Raw genomic sequence first — 18,344 nt, 5'->3', positions numbered from 1 at the left:
CACCGGCCGTTCACCGCGGAGCCCGTCACCGCGCCCAGCTGACCGAAAGGCGACCCCCCGTCGATGCCCCTTTCCCCCGCCTACCGCCCCTCGACCCGCCACGCCGACTTGGGCGAAGGCTTCTTCGACGTGGTCGAGCCCGCGCCCTTCCCCGCCCACGTCATCCGCCACCGCGACGGGCGCTGGGCCGCCCGCATCGGCCTCGACGCGCTCACCGATGAGGAGTGGATCGCGCATTTCGGCCGCTTCGAGCCGCTGCCCGGCTCCTTGGAGGAGCCGCTCGCGCTGCGCTACCACGGCCACCAATTCCGCGTGTACAACCCCGACCTCGGCGACGGCCGCGGCTTCCTCTTCGCCCAGCTCCACGACCTCCGCGACGGCCGCTTGCTCGACCTCGGCACCAAGGGCAGCGGCAAGACCCCCTGGTCGCGCGGCGCCGATGGCCGCCTGACGCTCAAGGGCGGCGTGCGCGAGGTGCTGGCGACCGCCGTGCTGGAGGCGCTCGGCGTCGAAACCTCCAAATCATTCAGCCTGATCGAAACGGGCGAGGCGCTGGTGCGCGGCGACGAGCCCTCGCCCACGCGCTCCTCCGTGCTGGTGCGCCTCAGCCACTCGCACATCCGCATCGGCTCCTTCCAGCGCTTCGCTTACCTGAAGGACGAGGCGCGCCTGCGGCGCCTGCTCGACCACACCATCCGAACCTACCTGCCCGAAGCCTGGCGCGAGGACGAGGCGGACCGCGCGCCCGCCTTCCTGGAAGAGGTGTGCCGGCGCGTCGCGCGCATGGGCGCGCAGTGGACCGCCGCCGGCTTCGTCCATGGCGTGCTGAACACCGACAACATCAACGTCACCGGCGAGAGCTTCGACTACGGCCCGTGGCGCTTCTTGCCGACCTACGACCCAGACTTCACCGCCGCCTACTTCGACCACGGCGGCCTCTACGCCTTCGGCCGGCAACCGGAAGCGCTGGTGTGGAACCTGGCCCGCCTCGGCGGCTGCTTGCTGCCCCTGGCCGGGCAGCCGGCGCTGGAATCCGCGATGGACGCCTTCGAGCCCGCCCTGCACCAGGAGTTCGGCGCCGCCGTGCTGCGCCGGCTGGGCTTGGCGCCGTTCGATGAGGAACGGAACGCGGCGCTGGTCCGCGCCTTCTTCTCCTTCCTGCGCGAGTCCCAGGCGCCCTTCGAGCAGGCGTTCTTCGACTGGCGCGGCGGTTCGGCGAGCGAGTCGCGGGCGGCTCGAAGTCCGGCGGCCGGGCACTACGCCTCGCCCCTCTTCGCGCCCGTGCGCGAGGCTCTAGGAAGCTTCGCGCCCACGCCGGACGCCCGGCTGGACCATCCCTACTTCGCCCGGTCCGCGCCGTGCACCATGCTGGTCGACGAGGTGGAGGCGATCTGGGCGCCGATCGCCGGGGCCGACGATTGGTCCGCGTTCCGAAACAAGCTGGCGGCGATCGCCGAGATGGCCGAAGCTTACGGCACGACGCCCGCGCCGCCCCCCTGAACGCGGCGGGGCGTCCCGGGAGGGACGGACGCTCCATGCTGATCGCGTTGATGGCCGACCTCCACGCCAACCGCGAGGCCTTCGCCGCCTGCCTCGACCACGCCGAGCGGCAAGGCGCTGGGCGCTTCGTCTTCCTCGGCGACGCGGTGGGCTACGGCGCCGACCCGGAATGGGTGACCGAGACGGTGATGGCCCGCGTCGCGCGCGGCGCCCTGGCCGTGCTCGGCAACCACGACGAAGCGGCGGTGGGACGCGGCCGCGGTGGCATGAACGCCACCGCGGAAGCGGCGATCGCCTGGACGCGCAGCCGCCTGTCCTCCGAAGCGGCCGGCTTCCTCGCCTCCCTGCCGCTCGAGGCCGAGGAGGAAGACCGTCTTTACGTCCACGCCGACGCCTCCGACCCCGGCCGCTGGCATTACGTGGCCGAGCCGGACGACGCGCGCCGCAGCCTGGAAGCAACCGAAGCGCAAGCCACCTTCTGCGGCCATACGCACGTGCCGGCCCTGTTCGGCATCACTGCCGCCGCCAAGCTCGCCAGCTTCCGCCCGGTGCCAAGCGTGCCCGTGCCGCTGGTCCGCCCGCGCCAGTGGATCGCCGTGCTCGGCGCCGTCGGCCAGCCGCGCGACGGCGACCCGGCCGCCTGCTACGGCATGCTGGACACGGGGCGCGGCGAGCTGACCTGGGTGCGCGTGCCCTACGACGTGGAAACCGCGGCGGGGAAGATCCGCGCGGCCGGGCTGCCGGAATCGCTGGCGCTCCGCCTCCACCGCGGGCGCTGACCGCCGCATGTCCCGCCCGCGCCTCGCCAAGGGCGACACGATCGACGGCTTCATGGTCGGCGACCTCGTCCACAAGGGCGGCATGGCGCTGCTGTACGAAACGGCCCACCCGGACCGCCCCGGCGAGCCCATGCTGATGAAGGTGCCGCGCCTGTTCGAGGGCGAGGACCCGGCCGCGATCGTCTCCTTCGAGATGGAGCAGATGATCCTGCCGCGCCTGTCCGGCCCGCACGTGCCGCGCTTCGTCGCCGCCGCCGGCTTCGAGCGGCAGCCCTACCTCGTGATGGAGCGCGTCCCCGGCCCGTCGCTGCTGCCGCGCCTCCAGGAGCTGCCGCTGCCGGCGGCGGAGGTGGCCGCGACCGGCGCCCGGATCGCCGCGGCCCTCGACGCGCTGCACCGCCAGCACGTGGTCCACCTGGACGTGAAGCCCTCCAACATCCTGCACCGCCCGACGGGCGAAGCGGTGCTGGTGGACTTCGGCCTGTCGCACCACGCGCAGTTGCCCGACCTGATGGAAGAGGAGTTCCGCCTTCCCTACGGCACCGCGCCCTACATGGCGCCGGAGCAGGTGATGGGCGTGCGGACGGAGCCGCGCAGCGACCTCTTCGCGCTGGGCGCGCTGCTCTACTTCTTCACCACCGGCACCCGCCCTTTCGGCGATCCGCAGCGCATGTCCGGCCTCAAGCGGCGCCTGTGGCGCGACCCGCAGCCGCCGCGGCGCCTGCGGCCGGACTGCCCGCCCTGGCTGCAAGAGGTGATCCTGCGCTGCCTGGAGGTGGACCCGGAACGGCGCCACCCCACCGCGGCGCAGCTCGCCTTCGACCTGCGCCACCCGGACGCCGTGGCGCTCACCCCCCGCGCCGCGAAGGAGCGCCGGGACGGCTTCGGCGAGGTGCTGCGGCGCCGCTTCAACCCGGAGGCTCAGCCCCGCTTCCGCCGCCGCGACCCCGCCGCCCAGGTGGACGCCGCGCCCATCGTCGCGGTCGCGGTGGACCTGACGGAGCAGCCCCCGGCGCTGGCCGAGGCGATGCGCGCCACGGTCCGCCGCCTCCTCCCCACCCTGCCCGGCGCCCGCGTCGCCTGCCTCAACGTGCTGCGCACCAACCGCGTGATGCTCGACACCACGCTCGACGCCGAAGGCCGCAACAAGCACGCGCAGCGGCTGGCGGAGCTGCGCCACTGGGCGGAGCCCATGCGCCTGCCGGAAGGCCGCGCCACCTTCCACGTGCTGGAAGCCGTGAGCCCCGCGGCGGCGCTGCTGGAATACGCGACGGTCAACCCGGTGGACCACATGGTCCTCGGCGCGCGGTGCCGGTCCGTCCGGCGCAAGCTGCTCGGCAGCGTGTCCGGCGAGGTGGCGGCGCAGGCGCCCTGCACGGTGACGGTGGTGCGCCCGCGGCAGGTGGAGGAAGACGCCGCGGCCTGACCGCAGGCGCCGCTCAGCCCGCGCGCAGGGCGGCCGGGGCGGGCTGTTGGTGCTTGTGCTGCGCCCCTTCGCCGAGTGCCCGGCCTTGGTCCGGCACCCGAACCTGCCCGGGCACCGGCACGGCGTTGCCGCCGCGCGGCTCCCGCCCGGTGATCAGGCGCGCGCCGCGCTGGAAGGTCAGGTAGCTCCACAGCCACTCGAAGGACACGACGACGCGGCTGCGGAACCCGACCAGGTAGTAGATGTGGGCGATGCCCCAAAACCACCAACCGATCAGGCCCGTGAGGCGGATGCTGCCCAACTCCACCACCGCCGATCGGCGCCCGATGGTGGCGAGGTCGCCGTGGTGGCGGTACGCGAAGGGCGGCGGCGCCGGCCTGCCCTTCGCGCGCGCCGCCAGCAGCCGGCCCACGTAGCGGCCCATCTGCTTCGCCGCCGGCGCGTTGCCCGGCACCGGGCGGCCATGCCCGTCCGTCGCCGCCACGAGGTCGCCCACCGCGAACACGCCGGGACGGCCCGGCACGGAAAGGTCCGCCCCCACCGTGATGCGCCCTTGCCGGTCGCGTTCGGCATCGATCCAGGCGCCGGCCGGCGAAGCCACCACGCCCGCCGCCCAGACGATGGTGCTGGCCCCGATCCGTTCGTCGCCGCACTCCACCCCGTCGGGGCCGCAATGCGTCACCCGCGTCCCGGTCCGCACCTGCACGCCCATGCGCTCCAGCGAGCGGAGCGCGACGGCGGACAGGTCCTCCGGAAAGGTCGGCAGCACCCGCGGCCCGGCCTCGACCAGCACGATCCGCGCCATGGCGGGGTCGATGCGGCGGAACTCGCGCGGCATGGCGTGGCGCGCCAGCTCCACCATGGCGCCCGCGAGTTCCACGCCCGTTGGCCCGCCGCCCACCACGACGAAGGTGAGCAGGCGCCGCCGCTCCGCCTCGTCGTTTGTGACCTCGGCGCGCTCGAAGGCGAGCAAGAGGCGGCGGCGGATGTCGGTCGCGTCCTCGATGGTCTTCAGGCCCGGCGCGACCGGCGCCCACTCGTCGCGGCCGAAATAGGAGTGGGTGGCGCCGGTGGCGAGCAGCAGGGCGTCGTAGGGGAAGGACAGGGTGTCGCCCGCGCGCACCACGCGCGCGGCGGTGTCGATCCCCGTCGCCTCGGCCATCACCACCGTCACGTTGCGCTGCCGGCGGAAGACGGTGCGCACCGGCCAGGCGATGTCGCCCGGCGAAAGGGCGGCGGTCGCCACTTGGTAGAGCAGCGGTTGGAACAGGTGGTGGTTCTGCCGGTCGATCAGCGTGACCTCGACCGGCGCCCGGGCGAGCGCCCGCGCGGCCTCCAGGCCGCCGAAGCCGCCACCCAGGATCACCACGCGCAAGGGCTTCGCCCGGCCTGTCAGAGCGCCCGTCCGCCCGGCGCGGCCACCCTGTCCCCGGGCACGGTGCGGGTCGTCAACCCGGCGCCGATCTCCATGACGCCGACGAGCAGGTGCGGCCAGAACACCCGGTCGGAGAAGCCGAACAGCCAGGGCGACAGCGCCAGCAGCACGCCCGATGCGATGTCTATGCCCAGGTGGACCGGCATCGGGATCGCCCGCATGACGCCGAGTTCGTAGTCCGTCAGCATCGCGCCGCCAATCGCCACCAAGCCCAGGAACTGCGGTACCCATTGCGCCGCCGTGCCGTCCGCGAAGCCCAGGACGTAGGGCACGACGATCAAGAGCGCGCCCACGACGTAGTCCAGCACGCCGTGCGTGCGCGTCGGGATGAACCGCATGAACCCACCTCCTCCGACGCCGGAACGCCGTGCCTCAGGCGGGCGAACGCCGGGCGAACCGGCGCGGTTCGTCGTGCAAGGGCAATGGCCGGCGCAAGAAACGCCACGCCGACAAGGCGTGCCCCCTTGAACGAAGAAGGGCGGGGAAAACCCCGCCCTCGCCTCGTTCAGTTGCCCTCTTGGGCGGCCCCGGCCGGCATGGCGCCGACCCCGGCGGCGAAGCCGCTGCGCGCCATCGCGCGGCGGACCACCAAGCCCGAGATCACCAGCGCCGTACCGGCACCCGCGAAGAGCAGGCCAACGGCGGTAAGCATCGCATTCTCCCGACGGGCCGCGTGGACCGGCGCCCCATGCGCCCGTACCGGACCCGTCTTTCCGATGGCGTGAACATGGTTCCGCCAAGCCGGAATCTCAACCGAAAAGGGACAAGCCTGGGGCGATCCCAACGCCGTTCTGGTATGCACGGAACGCAGGGCAAACGATCAGAGCTCCTTCAGCACCCGCCGGGCGATCGCCATCCGGTGCACCTCGCTCGGCCCCTCGTAGACCCGCATCACCCGCACCTGCTGCCCCATCAGCTGGAGCGGCAGCTCCTTGGTCATGCCCATGGCGCCGTGACACTGCATGGCGTTGTCCACCACCTCCTGCGCCATCTCGGTGGCGAAGACCTTCAGCATCCCCGCCTCGTGCCGCACGTCCCGGCCCGCGTCGAGCGTGGCGGCGGCCGAAGCCACCATCAGCCGGCAGGCGTGGATGCGCGTGGCCGCGTCCGCGATCCACCACTGTACGGCCTGCCGGTCGGCCAACGGGACTCCAAAGGTCACGCGCTGCTTGGCGTAGGAGCACAGCATCTCCAGCGCCCGCCGCGCAATGCCGACGCAGCGCGCCCCCATCTGCAACCGGCGCACGTTGAGGCGGAGCTGCATGGGCGCGTAGCCCTTGCCCACCTCGCCGAGCACCTGTTCGCCGGGAACGCGGCAGTCCTCGAACACCAGCTCGTAGGTGCGCCGCCCGCCGATCATGGCGATCTCGCGCTCGATGGTGAATCCCAGCGTCCCGCGCTCCACGATGAAGGCCGTCACGCCCTCCGCGCGCTTGCCCTCGCCTGTGCGCGCCATGACAATCAGGAAGTCCGCCGCCGGCACGCCGCTGACCCAGATCTTGCGCCCGTTGATCCGCCAGCCGCCGTCGCCGTCCGGCGCCGCGCGGGTGATCATCCCGGCCGGGTCGCCGCCCGCGCCGGGCTCCGAGATCGCCATGGCGGACCGCGACTCGCCCTCCGCGTAGGGCCTGAGGTAGCGCTCCCGCTGCGCCGGGCTCGCCACCGCCAGCATCATGTGCAGGTTCGGGCTATCCGGCGGGAAGATGAAAGGCGTCAGCGTGCGCCCCAGCTCCTCCTCCACCGCCATCAGCGGCAGCACCGGCAGGTCCGCCCCGCCGAACTCCTCCGGCACGTCGAGGCCCCAAAGGCCCAGCTCCTTCGCCTTGGCCTGTAGCGGCCCTTCCTCCTCCGGCGTCAGCGCGATCTTCCCGCCGCCGGCCTCGCGCGCCAGCACGGCGGGCTCCAGCGGCATCAGCTCGCGCTCCACGAACCGCGCCACGAGGTCGCGGAGCATCCGGTGCTCCTCGCTCAGCTCCTCCCAGGCCATGCCCCTACCCCCTAAGCGCCGGTGAACCGCGGCTTGCGCTTCTCGCGCAGCGCCGCCATCGCCTCCTTGTGGTCCGCCGTGGTGTGCGCCACCGCCTGCATGGCGGCCGACATTTCCAGCACCGCGTCCAGCCGATTGTTCCACGCCTCGCGCAGCAACCGCCGCGCCATCCGCACGGCGTGCGGCGGGTTGGCCGCGATCCGCCCCGCTAGCTCCCGCGCCGCCGGCAGCAGCTCCGCGTCCGGCACCACGCGCGACACCAAGCCGCAGGCCAACGCCTCCGCCGCCGAAAGGGCGTCGCCGGTCAGCGCCATCTCCGCCGCCTTGGCGAAGCCCACCACGCGCGGCAGCAGCCAAGCGCCGCCGTCGCCGGGGATGATGCCGAGCTTGACGAAGCTCTCCGCGAAGCGCGCGCCCTCGGCGGCGATCCGCAGATCGCACATGCAGGCCAGGTCGCAGCCTGCGCCCATCGCCGGCCCGTTCACCGCCGCGATCACCGGCAGCTCGATCCGCTCGAAGGCCACGGGTATCCGCTGGATGTTGCGCTTGTAGTAGAGCCGCGCCTCCGCCGGCGTCCGCTCCGCCGGGCCGGAACTCGCCGCGCCCATCCGCCGCACGTTCCCGCCCGCCGAGAAGGCGCTGCCCCCGCCGGTGAGGATCGCCACGCGCACGCCCGGATCGGCGTCCAGCCGCAGCACCGCCGCCACCAGCGCCTCCTGCACCTCCGGGTCGAGGGCGTTGCGCGACTCCGGCCGGTTCAGCGTGACCAGCGCCACGCCGTCCTCCCCGACCTCCACCAGCACGCAATCCCCGGCCATCGCCCCCACCTCGCCGTCACCCCGTTGGCAGCACGACCACCGTGCCGCGCTTGCCGCCCGCCTCCACCGCCGCGTGCGCCGTCGCCGTTTGGGCCAAGGGGAAGGTCCCCGCGATCCGGTGCAGCCGGGGCGGGCCCTCGCGCAGCCACGCCACGATGTCCGCCTGGGCCTGCCGCCGCGCCGCGAGGGGCGCGTTGTTCAGCATAACCGTGCGGACGGTGACGTTCCGGCGCATCAGCGACGGGAACGGGATGGCGGGCGCCGGGTCGCCGCCCGAAGCGTATGCCGCCACCACGCCGTTGTTCGCCAGCACGGCCGACCAGACCGCTGCGTTGCCGCCGAAGTCCACCTCCACCACCCGGTCCACGCCGCGGCCGCCGCTCGCCTCCATCACCCGCGCGGCCACGTCTTCCCCGCGGTCGATGACGGCGTGCGCGCCCGCGGCCTGCGCGTCCTCCGCCTGCCAGCCCGCGCGGGCGGTGGCGAGCACCAGCGCCGCGCCGCCCCAGCGCGCGAGTTGCACGGCGTAGTTCCCCACGGCGCCGCCGCCGCCCGTCACCAGCACGGAAAGCCCGGAAAGCGGCCCGTCCGCGAACAGGCAGCGGTGCGCCGTCATCGCCGGGATGCCGAGGCAGGCGCCCGCCTCGAACGGCACGCCCTCCGGCAGCGGCGCCAAGCAATCCGCCGGGACGCAGGTGAACTCCGCCGCCGTGCCGAAGGGGCGCCCGCGCTGCGCGTTGTAGAGCCACACCCGGCTGCCCGGCGGCGGCGTCCCCTCCGCGCCCGGCCCGAGCGCGTCCACCAACCCGGCGCCGTCGCTGTTCGGGATGACGCGCGGGAATTCCATCCCGTAGCCCTGCCCGGCGCGCCGCTTACAATCCGCCGGGTTTACGCCGGAAGCGACCAGCCGGACGCGCGCCTCGCCCGGCCCCGGCTCCGGGCGCGGCGCCTCGCCGAACCGGAGCACCTCCGCCGCCGCCCCCTGCCGGTCGTAGAACACGGCGCGCACCTCAAGCGGCCCCGTGGGAACCGGCACCGTCCGCGCCCGCCCGACCGCCGGCTCGCGGCGGGGAGGAAACGGCCGCGCGGCCGGTGGCCGGGTCGTCCACCCGGCGCGGCATCCCGCGCCCGTGCAGCTCGTCCACCCCTCGGCCCACCGTTCTTGTTCCGCCCCAGGGGTATGCCGAAACCGGCCGGTGGGCAACGCGGCGGCACCCGACGCCAGCGGCGCGAACGTTCCGGGAAGGCTTGCGCGCGGTGCGCGGCGCGGGCAAACGCCCATCGGGAACGCCGCCGTCCCGGAGGCGGAGGCGCCCCGCCACACCCGCGCCGAGCCGGCCGGCGTCCCGCCCGCCCGCCCGCCCGAAGGAGACGCCGAGGCGAATGGACTACCTTCTCGCGCTGGCCACGGACCCCGCCGCCTGGGCCGCCCTCGTCACGCTGACCGCGATGGAGGTGGTGCTCGGGATCGACAACCTCATCTTCATCTCGATCCTGACCAACAAGCTGCCCGAGCACCAGCGGGTCCGCGCGCGCCGCATCGGCATCGGCGCGGCGCTGATCCTGCGCCTGGCGCTGCTGAGCACCATCGCCATCATCGTGCGCCTGACCGACCCGGTCTTCAGCGTCTTCGGCCAAGCCTTCTCCTGGCGCGACCTGATCTTGATCGCGGGCGGCCTGTTCCTGGTGTGGAAGGCCACCAAGGAGATCCACCACAGCATGGACCCCGAGCCGGGCCCCGACGTGTTCGAGCCCCAGGCGCCAGTGACCCTCGGCTTCGCGCCCGCCATCGGCCAGATCCTGCTGCTGGACCTCGTCTTCTCCATCGACAGCATCATCACCGCCGTCGGCATGACCGAGCACATCCCGATCATGGTGGTCGCCGTCGTCATCACCGTGACCGTGATGCTCGTGGCGGCGACGCCGCTGGCCAACTTCATCGCCAACAACCCGACGCTGGTGATGCTGGCGCTGGGCTTCCTGCTGCTGATCGGCACCACGCTGATCGCGGAGGGCTTCGGCGCGAAGATCCCGAAGGGCTACATCTACAGCGCGATGGCCTTCTCGGCGATGGTGGAGGGCCTCAACATGTTCCAGCGGCGGCGCCGCGCGAGGCTGCGCGCCGAAGCGGCCGGGAAAGGGGCGGCGGCGGCGGACGGCAGGCACGCGGCCGCGCCGGCGGTGTCCGGGCGGGAATAGCCTCGCGGCCGGCCGCTCCCCGGCTGGCCGGGCCATCGCTTTCAGCCACGACGCGCCGCGGGTCGGCTGGCCGGCGGCGCCCCGTCCCCGGCTCGCCCTGCCCACGCGCACGCCGCCCCGGCCCGCGAAGGCGGTGATCCGGCTCGCCGGGCAGAACCGGCCCTAGCCGATCTTGATCCCCGCCCCGCGGATCACCTCGTCCCACTTCGCCATCTCGTCCTGCATCCACTTGGTCGCAGTCTGCGGCGTAGTGTCGCTGCGCACCGTCATGGTGAGGTCGGTGAGGCGGTTCCGGACGTGCTCCATGGCGGCCACGCGGTTGAAGGCGGCGTTGATCGCCTGCACGGCCGGCGCCGGCGTGCCTGACGGCGCCAAGACCATGTGCCAGGTGTAGGATTCGGCGTCCTTCACGCCGCTCTCGGCGAAGGTCGGCACATCGGGCGCCTGGGGCAGCCGCTTGGTGTCCGACACGCCGAGCGCGCGGGCGTCGCCGCGCTGGTGGTAGGAAAGCCCGCCCGCCGCCACGTCGATGAACATGGCGAGCCGCCCGCTGAGCAGGTCCGGCATCCCGGCGGACGAGCCGCGGTAGGGCACGTGCCCGACCTTGAGGTCGCCGGCGCGCTTCAGGAACAGCTCGGTGGCGAGGTGGACGGCGCCGCCGTTGCCGCTGCTGCCGTAGTCGTACTTGCCCGGGTTGTCGCGGAACAGCTTCACCAGCCCCGGCAGGTCCTTGGCCGGCAGGTCCTTGTTCACCAGCAGCAGCATCGGGATCACCCCGAGCAGCGCCACCGGCTGGAAGTCGTCGACCGGGTCGAAGGGCAGGCGCGGGAAGAGCGGCCGCAGCACCGAATGCGCGATGGTGCTGTAGAGCAGCGTGTGGCCGTCCTTCGGCGCCTTGGCCACGACCTCGGTGCCGACCACCACGCCCGCGCCGGTGCGGTTCTCCACGATGACGCGCTGCGGCAGCGCCTTGGACAGCTCCTCGGCGAACAGGCGCGCCGGAATGTCCGTCGGCCCGCCGGCGGCGAAGGGCACGACGAGCCGCACCGGCTCGCTCGGCCAAGCGCCCTGGGCCACGGCGGGACGGGCCAAGGCGCCGCCGGTCGTGGCGGCGGCGGCGGTGAGGGCGAAGAGGCTGCGGCGGCGCATGTGGAGTCTCCCGGCGGCTGGGCGGGCGGCGGCGCCCGCGGTGGCGATCGAACGCGTCCGGGACCGGATTGTTGCGCGAATCAGCCGTCCGGGTCCAGACGCCGGCCGCTTTCGGCGTCGAAGACGTGCGCCTCCGCGGGCGAGATCGCCAAGCGCAGCCCGCCCGCCGCCTGGGGCACCGCGCCCGCGATCCGCGCCGTCACCGCTTCGCCCCCCGTCGCCGCGCGCCCGTGCAGCACACTTTCCGAGCCCAACGGCTCCACGAGGTCCAGCGACACGTCCAGCGCCTCCGCCTCGCCCGCCCCGGCGGGCCGGAGGTGTTCGGGCCTGACGCCGAGCAGCAGGCGCCGCCCGTCCGGCCCCGGCCTCGGCCCGTCGGCGAAGCGGACCAGCGGCCCGGCGCGGAGGCGGGCCGCCCTGCCCTCCTCCGCCAAGGCCGCTTCGAACAGGTTCATGGACGGGCTACCGATGAAGCCGGCGACGTAGGTGTCGGCGGGCCTCGCCCAGATCTCCATCGGCGTCGCCACCTGCGCCGCGTGCCCGGCGTGCATGACGACGAGCCGGTCGCCGAGCGTCATCGCCTCCGTTTGGTCGTGCGTGACGAACAGGCTGGTGACGCCGAGCCGCCGTTGCAGCCGCCGGATCTCGGCGCGCATCTGCACCCGCAGCCGCGCGTCGAGGTTGGACAGCGGCTCGTCGAACAGGAACAGCGCCGGCTCGCGCACGATGGCGCGACCCATCGCCACCCGCTGCCGCTGCCCGCCCGAGAGCTGGCGCGGCCGCCGCTCCAGCAGCGCGCCGATGCCGAGCAGATCGGCGGCCTCCCGCACCCGCCGCGCGATCTCCGGCTTCGGCAGCCCGCGGATGCGCAGCCCGTAGGCCATGTTCCGCTCCACCGTCATGTGCGGGTAGAGCGCGTAGTTCTGGAACACCATGGCCACGTCGCGGTCGGAGGGCTCCAGCGCGGTGACGTCCCGTCCGCCGATCCGCACGCGCCCGGCGGTCGGCTCCTCCAGCCCGGCCACTATGCGGAGCAGGGTGGACTTGCCGCAGCCGGACGCGCCCACCACCACGATCATCTCGCCCTCGGCGACGCGGAGGTCGATGCCGTGCAGCACGCGCGTCGCGCCGAAGGCCTTCTCGACGCCGGCCAACTCCAGTGTCTGCGCCATGGGGCGGTTCTACTTCTCCGTCTCGGTCAGGCCGCGCACGAACCAGCGCTGCATCAGGACCACCACGGCCACCGGCGGCAGCAGCGCCAGCACGGCGGTCGCCATGATGACGTTCCACTCGTTCTGCGCGTCGCCGGTGCCGATCATCCGCGTGAGTCCGACCACCACCGTCGCCAGGGACGGCTCGCTCACCACCAGCAGCGGCCAGAGGTACTGGTTCCAGCCGTAGATGAAGAGGATCACGAACAGCGCCGCGATGTTGGTGGTGGACAGCGGCAGGAGGATGTCGCGGAAGAACCGCAGCGGCCCGGCGCCGTCGATCTTGGCCGCCTCCACCACCTCGTCCGGCACCGTCAGGAAGAATTGGCGGAACAGGAGGGTGGCGGTCGCGCTCGCCATCAAGGGCACGGTAAGCCCGGCCATGGTGTTGAACAGGTTCAGGTCCACGATGACCTGGTAGGTCGGGATGATCCGCACCTCCACCGGCAGCATCAGCGTCAGGAAGATGGTCCAGAAGGCCAGCATCCGGCCGGGGAAGGAGAAGAAGGCGATGGCGTAGGCCGAAAGCAGCGAGATGGCGATCTTGCCGCAGGCGATCAGCACCGCCATCAGCGCGCTGTTCCACAGCATCAGCGCCGCCGGGCTGGAACCGAAGCGCCCGCCGCCGCTGCCGGTCAGCGCCGCCGCGTAGTTCTCCACCGCCTCCGTCCCCGGCAGCAAGGGCACGTCGCCCCGGCCGATGGTGGAGGCGTCGTGGGTGGAGCCGACCAGGGCGATCCAGATCGGGAACACCACCGCGAACACGCCGAGCAGCAGGATGGCGTGGGTGAGCGCGCCGCCCCGCCGCCGCCGGCGCGCGGCCTCCACCGCGAGGCGCTCGTCGCGCTCCGCGGCGGCGGCCGCGGCCGCNGCGGCGGCCGCGGCCGCCGGGATCGCGGCCGCCGTCGTCGCCGTGCCCTCCATCAATAGTGCACCCTGCGTTCGATGAAGCGGAACTGGACCATGGTGAGCGCCACCACCAGCAGCATCAGGATGACGGACTGCGCGGCCGCCGAGCCGAGGTTGGTGTTCTGCACCCCCTCCACGTAGGCCCGGTAGATCAGCGTTTCCGTCGCGTTGCCCGGCCCGCCCCCCGTCAGCGCGTGGATGGTGCCGAAGGTGTCGAAGAAGGCGTAGACGAGGTTCACCACCAGCAGGAAGAAGGTGGTCGGCGACAGCAAGGGGAACACCACCGTCCAGAACCGCCGCACCGGCCGCGCGCCGTCGATCGCCGCCGCCTCCAGCACGCTCTTGGGGATGGCCTGGAGCCCGGCGAGGAAGAAGATGAAGTTGTAGCTCACCTGCTTCCACGCCGCCGCCAGGATCACCAGCGCCATCGCCTGGTCGCCGTCGAGCCGCGTGTCCCAAGGGATGCCGGCCGAGTTCAGCGCCCGGCCGACCAGCCCGATGGAGGGATGGAAAATGAACAGCCACAGCACCGCCGCCACCGCCGGCGCCACCGCGTAGGGCCAGATCAGGAGCGTGCGGTACGCGCGGGCGCCGCGGATGGACTTGTCCGCCTGCACGGCCAGGGCCAGCGCGGTCCCCATGGCCAGCGCCGCCACCGCCGTCGAGAACACCGCCGTGTTCCACGCCGCGTCGCGCCAGCCCGGGTCGGCCAGCACATCGGCGAAGTTCCGGAGGCCCACGAACTCCGTCCGCAGCCCCCAGGCGTCCTGTTGCAGCACAGACTGGTACACGGCGACGCCCGCCGGCCACAGGAAGAACACCGCCGTCACCGCGAGCTGCGGCAGGAGCAGCGCGAGCGGCAGCGCCGTGCCGCGGAAGATGACCTTGCGCCGCACGACGCCCGCCGCCCCCTCGCGCCTAGCGCTGCTGCCGCTCGAAGTTGCGGAGCACCTGGTTGCCGCGGGCCGTGATGGCCGCCATCGCCTGCTGGCCGGTCCCCTGCCCCTGGAAGGCCTTCTCCATTTCCTCCTGGATGATGTTGCGGATCTCCACGTAGCCGCCGAGGCGGATGCCGCGGGTGTTCTCCGTCATCTCGCCGCCGCGCAGGAGTTGCTCGATCGGCACGTCGGCGCCCGGGTTCTCCTTGTAGTAGCCGGCGGCCTTCGCCTTCTCGTAGGCCGCACGCGTCAGCGGCACGTAGCCCGTGTCCATGTGCCACTTGGTCGCCACGTCGGTCTGGGACACGAAGCGGAAGAACTCGGCGAGGCCGCGCCACTCCTCGGCGCTCCGCCCGCCCTGCGGCCCCTTGTTCAGCGACCACAGGCTGGCGCCGCCGATGATGGAGTTGCGCGGCGCACCGGGCACGTCGTCGTAATAGGGCAGCATCGCGGTGCCCCACGGGAACTTCGCCTCGCGGGTGACGCGGCTGCGCGCGCCGGCCGAGAGCATGGCGATGGCGCACTCGCCGTTCGGGAACAACGCGTCGGCGGCGGCGTCGCGCCCGCCGTACCGGTACAGCCCTTCCTTCTGCCACGCGATGAGGTTGTCCATGTGCCGGACCATGAACGGGTTGTTCACCCGCAGCTCCGCGTTGAAGCCGCCGAAGCCGTTGCCGAGCGAGGCGATGGGCTGGTCGTGGATGGCGCTCATCTGCTCCACCTGGATCCAGCCCGGCCAGGAGTTGGTGAAGGCGCAGGCCGCGCCGCCCGCCTTCAGCTTGCGCGCCGTCTCCTCCAGCTCCTTCCAGGTCGCCGGCGGCTTCTCCGGGTCGAGCCCGGCGCGGCGGAAGGCGTCCTTGTTCCAGTACATCACCGCGGTCGAGCTGTTGAACGGCATGGACATCTGCCGCCCGTCGTTGGTCTGGAAGTAGCCGCGCACCGCCGGCAGGTAGTCGCCGAAGTCCACGTTCACGCCCGCCTCGGACAGCAGCTCGTGCGTCGGCTTCACCGCCCGCCCGGCCGCCATCATGGTGCCGGTGCCGACCTCGAACATCTGCACGAGGTGCGGCGCGGAGTTGGCGCGGAAGGCGGCGATCGCGGCCACCATCGTCTCGGAATAGGAACCGCGGTAGGTCGGCACGATGCGGTAGCGGTTCTGCGACTCGTTGAAGGCGGCGACCACGCCCTCGAGCTGCCCGCCGAGCGGCTGCGCCAGCCCGTGCCAGAATTGCAGCTCGACGGGCTGGCCGCCCTGGGCCCTGGCGGTTCCGTTCCAGAAAGGCATGAGGCCGGCGACGGCCGCGAAGGCGCAGGCGGCCAGGTTTCGGCGCAGCATGGGCGTCTTTCCCTCCTCCGGGATCGTTGGCGCCCCGGAAGCTGGCCGAGGCGCGTTGCGGGAGGGTTACAGTCGCGCGGCGATTCCGTGAAGGCCCGCCCCGCCGCCGCTCAAGCGGCCGTGCCCTCCCCGACCAGCTTCGCGTGCAACTCCGGGTCGGTCGCGCCCTCGGTGCCGAGCAGCAGCACGCGGCTCTCTTCCCCGATCTCCAGCGCCGTCCGGCCAAACGAGTCCCGCCCCGCGAGCAGCAGCGCCGCCAGCCCCGCCACCGCGCTCTCCCCGGCGACGATCCGCGGCTGCCGCTTGTGCAGCGCCTTCATGCAGGCCACCGCCGCCTCGTCCGGGACGGACACGTAGCCGAAGGCCGCCCGCTCCAGCTCCTGCCAGGCGAGCAGGCTCGGCTCGCCGCAGGCGAGCCCCGCCATCAGTGTGTCCAGCGGCCCGTCGAATCGGGTGAGCTGCCCCGCCTCGCAACTGGCCATCAGGCAGGCGGCGCGGTCCGGCTCGGCCACCACGAGCCGCGGCGCCTCCTTGCCGTAGCGGGCGCGCATCTGCACCGAGACCGCGGCGGCCAGCCCGCCCACGCCGCCGGGGACGAAGACGTGGGTGGGCGGCTTCTCCAACTGGTCCGCCGCCTCGTCCGCCAGGAGGCGGTAGCCCTGCATCACGTCGCGCGGCGGCTCCGTGTAGCCGGGGTAGGAGGTGTCGGAGACCACGAACCAGCCGTGCTTTTCGGCCTCCTTCTTCGCCGTCCGGACCGAGTCGTCGTAGGTGCCCGGCGCCTCCCGCACCTCCGCGCCGTAGGCGGCGATGGCGTCGCGCCGCCCTTTGCTCACGCCCGGATGGACGAAGATCACGCAACGGCAGCCGAAGCGCTGCGCCCCCCAGGCGACGCTGCGGCCGTGATTGCCGTCGGTGGCGCAGGTCACCGTGATCGCGCGCGTCGCCTCCTTGTGCTTGCCCTCCGCCAGCTCGGCGGAGGTCGCGGAGGGCGCCACGTCGCGCCGCGCCAGCTCCGCCGCCAGCAGCCGCATCACCGCGTAGGCGCCGCCCAGCGCCTTGAAGGAGCCGAGCCCGAACCGCCCGGACTCGTCCTTCCAATGCACGGACCCCACGCGCGCCGCCTCCGCCGCGTCCGGCAGCTTGAGCAACGGCGTCGGCGCGTAGCCGGGCCAGGAGGCGATCTCCTCCTTGGCGCGGCGGAAGCCGTTGTCGGGCAGCACCACCACGCCGGGCGTGCCGTGGTGGCGGTTGAGCAGGATCTGGAACTTGTGGCGGCCGATCATGGCGGGAATCTTGGCCCCGCGCCCGCGGGGCGGCAACCTGCCCGCCGCGCCGGTCCGCGCGTCGAGGGAGAAGATTCGCCATGAGCATCACCATCCTGGGCGGCGGCGGCTTTCTCGGGCTGAAGCTGGCGCGGCGCCTCGCGCGCGACGGCCAAGTCGGCGGCCGGCCCGTCGAGGCCCTCACCCTGTTCGACCTCCGCCCGCCGCCAGCGCCTGAAGGCGCGCCCTTCCCCGTGCGCTCCCTCGGCGGCGACGTGTCCGACCCGGCGGCGGTCGCCGAAGCCGTGCAGCCCGGCACGCGCGTCGTGGTCCACCTCGCCGCCGTGGTCAGCGCCCAGGCGGAGGCCGATTTCGACCTCGGCCTCAAGGTGAACCTGCACGGCACCCTCGCCGTCCTCTCGGCCTGCCGCGCCCTGCCCTCGCCGCCGCGGGTGGTCTTCACCTCCTCCGTCGCCTCTTTCGGCGGCGGCCAAGGGGCGGTGCTGCCCGACGACGCCCGGCAGGTGCCGGAAAACAGCTACGGCGCGCAAAAGGCCATGGGAGAGCTGTTGCTGGCCGACGCCAGCCGGCGCGGCATGGTGGACGCGGTGAGCATCCGCCTGCCCACCGTCACGGTCCGCCCCGGCCGCCCCAACAAGGCGGCGTCCTCCTTCGTGTCCGCGATCCTGCGGGAACCGCTGCTCGGCCTGCCGGCGGAGCTCCCGGTGGGCGAGGACTTCGCCGTCTGGATCTGCTCGCCCCGCCGCGCGGTGGAGTGGCTGCTGCACGCGATGGGCATGGACACAGCGGGCATGGGCGCCGACCGCGGCGTGAACCCGCCAGGCATGAGCGCCAAGGTCGGCGACATGCTGGCGGCGCTGGAACGGGTGGCCGGGCCCGCGGCGCGCGCGCTGGTGCGGCGGGCGCCCGACCCCGCGGTGGCGGCCATCGTCGGCGGCTGGCCCGCCGCCTTCACGGCGGAGCGCGCCCGCGCGCGCCTCGGCTTCTCCGAACAAGAGCCGTTGGACGAGCTGGTCCGCGCCTTCGTCGAGGACGACCTGGAAGAAACGCGGCGGGACCGCGGGCTGTGACCCTTCTCGTCGGACTCCCGCGTTTCCACGGCCGCGCCGCGGGGCACGCGGCAACTAAACCGGCGGGGGGACGTTCCGGTTTACGCGGTTAAGCGCGCCCCCTCACCGACCGGACGCGCCCGGCCGCGAAAGAACCTGGGAGGGCGGAAATGACCCGTAAATTCATCGGCGCGGCAGCGATCGTGTTGGCCGTCGCCGCTTGCGGCACAGGCGCGTCGGAGCGCACGGCCGGCGGCGCCGCGGTCGGCGCCGCGACGGGCGCGGGCGTCGGCGCGCTGGGCGGCCCGGTCGGCGCGCTGGC

General features: G+C 73.3%; 17 protein-coding genes. 5 read left to right on the top strand and 12 right to left on the bottom strand.

Annotated elements, in window-relative coordinates:
• Nucleotides 1-63 precede the first annotated feature (63 nt).
• The 3 genes from ABD067_RS10780 to ABD067_RS10770 are packed head-to-tail and all read left to right on the top strand — an operon-like array spanning nucleotide 64 to nucleotide 3,705.
• Nucleotides 64-1,500 carry a protein adenylyltransferase SelO gene (locus tag ABD067_RS10780; protein WP_343895290.1) on the top strand — a complete coding sequence of 479 codons (1,437 nt, stop codon included), beginning with the start codon at nucleotides 64-66 and terminating at the stop codon, nucleotides 1,498-1,500.
• A gap of 35 nt (nucleotides 1,501-1,535) precedes the next feature.
• Complete coding sequence (locus ABD067_RS10775) at nucleotides 1,536-2,279, top strand: metallophosphoesterase family protein (protein WP_343895289.1); 744 nt, start codon at nucleotides 1,536-1,538, stop codon at nucleotides 2,277-2,279.
• A gap of 7 nt (nucleotides 2,280-2,286) precedes the next feature.
• Complete coding sequence (locus ABD067_RS10770; RefSeq protein WP_343895288.1) at nucleotides 2,287-3,705, top strand: serine/threonine protein kinase; 1,419 nt, start codon at nucleotides 2,287-2,289, stop codon at nucleotides 3,703-3,705.
• A gap of 13 nt (nucleotides 3,706-3,718) precedes the next feature.
• Here ABD067_RS10770 and ABD067_RS10765 read toward each other — a convergent pair whose 3' ends face one another.
• From ABD067_RS10765 to ABD067_RS10740, 6 genes are all read right to left on the bottom strand, one after another.
• The gene (locus ABD067_RS10765; protein ID WP_343895287.1) at nucleotides 3,719-5,074 is read right to left on the bottom strand and encodes an NAD(P)/FAD-dependent oxidoreductase; all 1,356 of its coding nucleotides are present in this window, start codon (nucleotides 5,072-5,074) and stop codon (nucleotides 3,719-3,721) included.
• Nucleotides 5,075-5,097: 23 nt separating this feature from the next.
• Nucleotides 5,098-5,478 carry an SPW repeat domain-containing protein gene (locus tag ABD067_RS10760; RefSeq protein WP_343895286.1) on the bottom strand — a complete coding sequence of 127 codons (381 nt, stop codon included), beginning with the start codon at nucleotides 5,476-5,478 and terminating at the stop codon, nucleotides 5,098-5,100.
• A gap of 167 nt (nucleotides 5,479-5,645) precedes the next feature.
• On the bottom strand, nucleotides 5,646-5,792 hold the full coding sequence (locus tag ABD067_RS10755; protein ID WP_343895285.1) for a hypothetical protein: 147 nt from the start codon (nucleotides 5,790-5,792) through the stop codon (nucleotides 5,646-5,648).
• A 168-nt stretch (nucleotides 5,793-5,960) separates the two neighbouring features.
• Nucleotides 5,961-7,127: an acyl-CoA dehydrogenase family protein gene (locus tag ABD067_RS10750; protein ID WP_343895284.1), complete on the bottom strand. Its 1,167-nt coding sequence runs from the start codon at nucleotides 7,125-7,127 to the stop codon at nucleotides 5,961-5,963.
• An 11-nt stretch (nucleotides 7,128-7,138) separates the two neighbouring features.
• A complete protein-coding gene (locus tag ABD067_RS10745) occupies nucleotides 7,139-7,945 on the bottom strand; it encodes a crotonase/enoyl-CoA hydratase family protein (protein WP_343895283.1) in 807 nt (268 codons plus the stop codon).
• Between the two features lie 16 nt (nucleotides 7,946-7,961).
• Nucleotides 7,962-8,981: an NADPH:quinone reductase gene (locus ABD067_RS10740; protein WP_343895282.1), complete on the bottom strand. Its 1,020-nt coding sequence runs from the start codon at nucleotides 8,979-8,981 to the stop codon at nucleotides 7,962-7,964.
• Nucleotides 8,982-9,328: 347 nt separating this feature from the next.
• Here ABD067_RS10740 and ABD067_RS10735 point away from each other — a divergent pair, with 347 nt between their 5' ends.
• Nucleotides 9,329-10,144, top strand: a complete 816-nt coding sequence (locus ABD067_RS10735; RefSeq protein ID WP_343895281.1) for a TerC family protein — start codon at nucleotides 9,329-9,331, stop codon at nucleotides 10,142-10,144.
• Nucleotides 10,145-10,306: 162 nt separating this feature from the next.
• Here the strand turns inward: ABD067_RS10735 and ABD067_RS10730 are convergent, their stop codons facing one another.
• From ABD067_RS10730 to ABD067_RS10705, 6 genes are all read right to left on the bottom strand, one after another.
• Nucleotides 10,307-11,293 (bottom strand): Bug family tripartite tricarboxylate transporter substrate binding protein, encoded by a 987-nt coding sequence (locus ABD067_RS10730; RefSeq protein WP_343895280.1) that lies wholly within the window; start codon nucleotides 11,291-11,293, stop codon nucleotides 10,307-10,309.
• 80 nt (nucleotides 11,294-11,373) lie between these two features.
• Nucleotides 11,374-12,465 (bottom strand): ABC transporter ATP-binding protein, encoded by a 1,092-nt coding sequence (locus tag ABD067_RS10725; protein ID WP_343895279.1) that lies wholly within the window; start codon nucleotides 12,463-12,465, stop codon nucleotides 11,374-11,376.
• Nucleotides 12,466-12,474: 9 nt separating this feature from the next.
• Nucleotides 12,475-13,428, bottom strand: a complete 954-nt coding sequence (gene ugpE / locus ABD067_RS10720) for a sn-glycerol-3-phosphate ABC transporter permease UgpE (RefSeq protein ID WP_343895278.1) — start codon at nucleotides 13,426-13,428, stop codon at nucleotides 12,475-12,477.
• Nucleotides 13,428-14,309, bottom strand: a complete 882-nt coding sequence (ugpA, locus tag ABD067_RS10715) for a sn-glycerol-3-phosphate ABC transporter permease UgpA (RefSeq protein ID WP_343895277.1) — start codon at nucleotides 14,307-14,309, stop codon at nucleotides 13,428-13,430. The genes ugpE and ugpA overlap by 1 nt, the downstream gene beginning before the upstream one ends.
• Nucleotides 14,310-14,331: 22 nt before the next feature.
• A complete protein-coding gene (gene ugpB / locus ABD067_RS10710) occupies nucleotides 14,332-15,687 on the bottom strand; it encodes a sn-glycerol-3-phosphate ABC transporter substrate-binding protein UgpB (RefSeq protein ID WP_343895276.1) in 1,356 nt (451 codons plus the stop codon).
• A gap of 110 nt (nucleotides 15,688-15,797) precedes the next feature.
• Complete coding sequence (locus tag ABD067_RS10705; RefSeq protein ID WP_343895275.1) at nucleotides 15,798-16,973, bottom strand: diaminopropionate ammonia-lyase; 1,176 nt, start codon at nucleotides 16,971-16,973, stop codon at nucleotides 15,798-15,800.
• An 80-nt stretch (nucleotides 16,974-17,053) separates the two neighbouring features.
• Between ABD067_RS10705 and denD the strand changes: the two genes are divergently transcribed.
• Nucleotides 17,054-18,043, top strand: a complete 990-nt coding sequence (gene denD / locus ABD067_RS10700) for a D-erythronate dehydrogenase (RefSeq protein WP_343895274.1) — start codon at nucleotides 17,054-17,056, stop codon at nucleotides 18,041-18,043.
• Nucleotides 18,044-18,344: the final 301 nt, after the last annotated feature.

The organism is Craurococcus roseus, assembly GCF_039523795.1.
Classification (GTDB): Bacteria; Pseudomonadota; Alphaproteobacteria; order Acetobacterales; family Acetobacteraceae; genus Craurococcus; species Craurococcus roseus.
The sequence above is the reverse complement of the archived record's forward strand: the minus strand, read 5'-3'. Positions and strand labels throughout refer to the sequence as shown.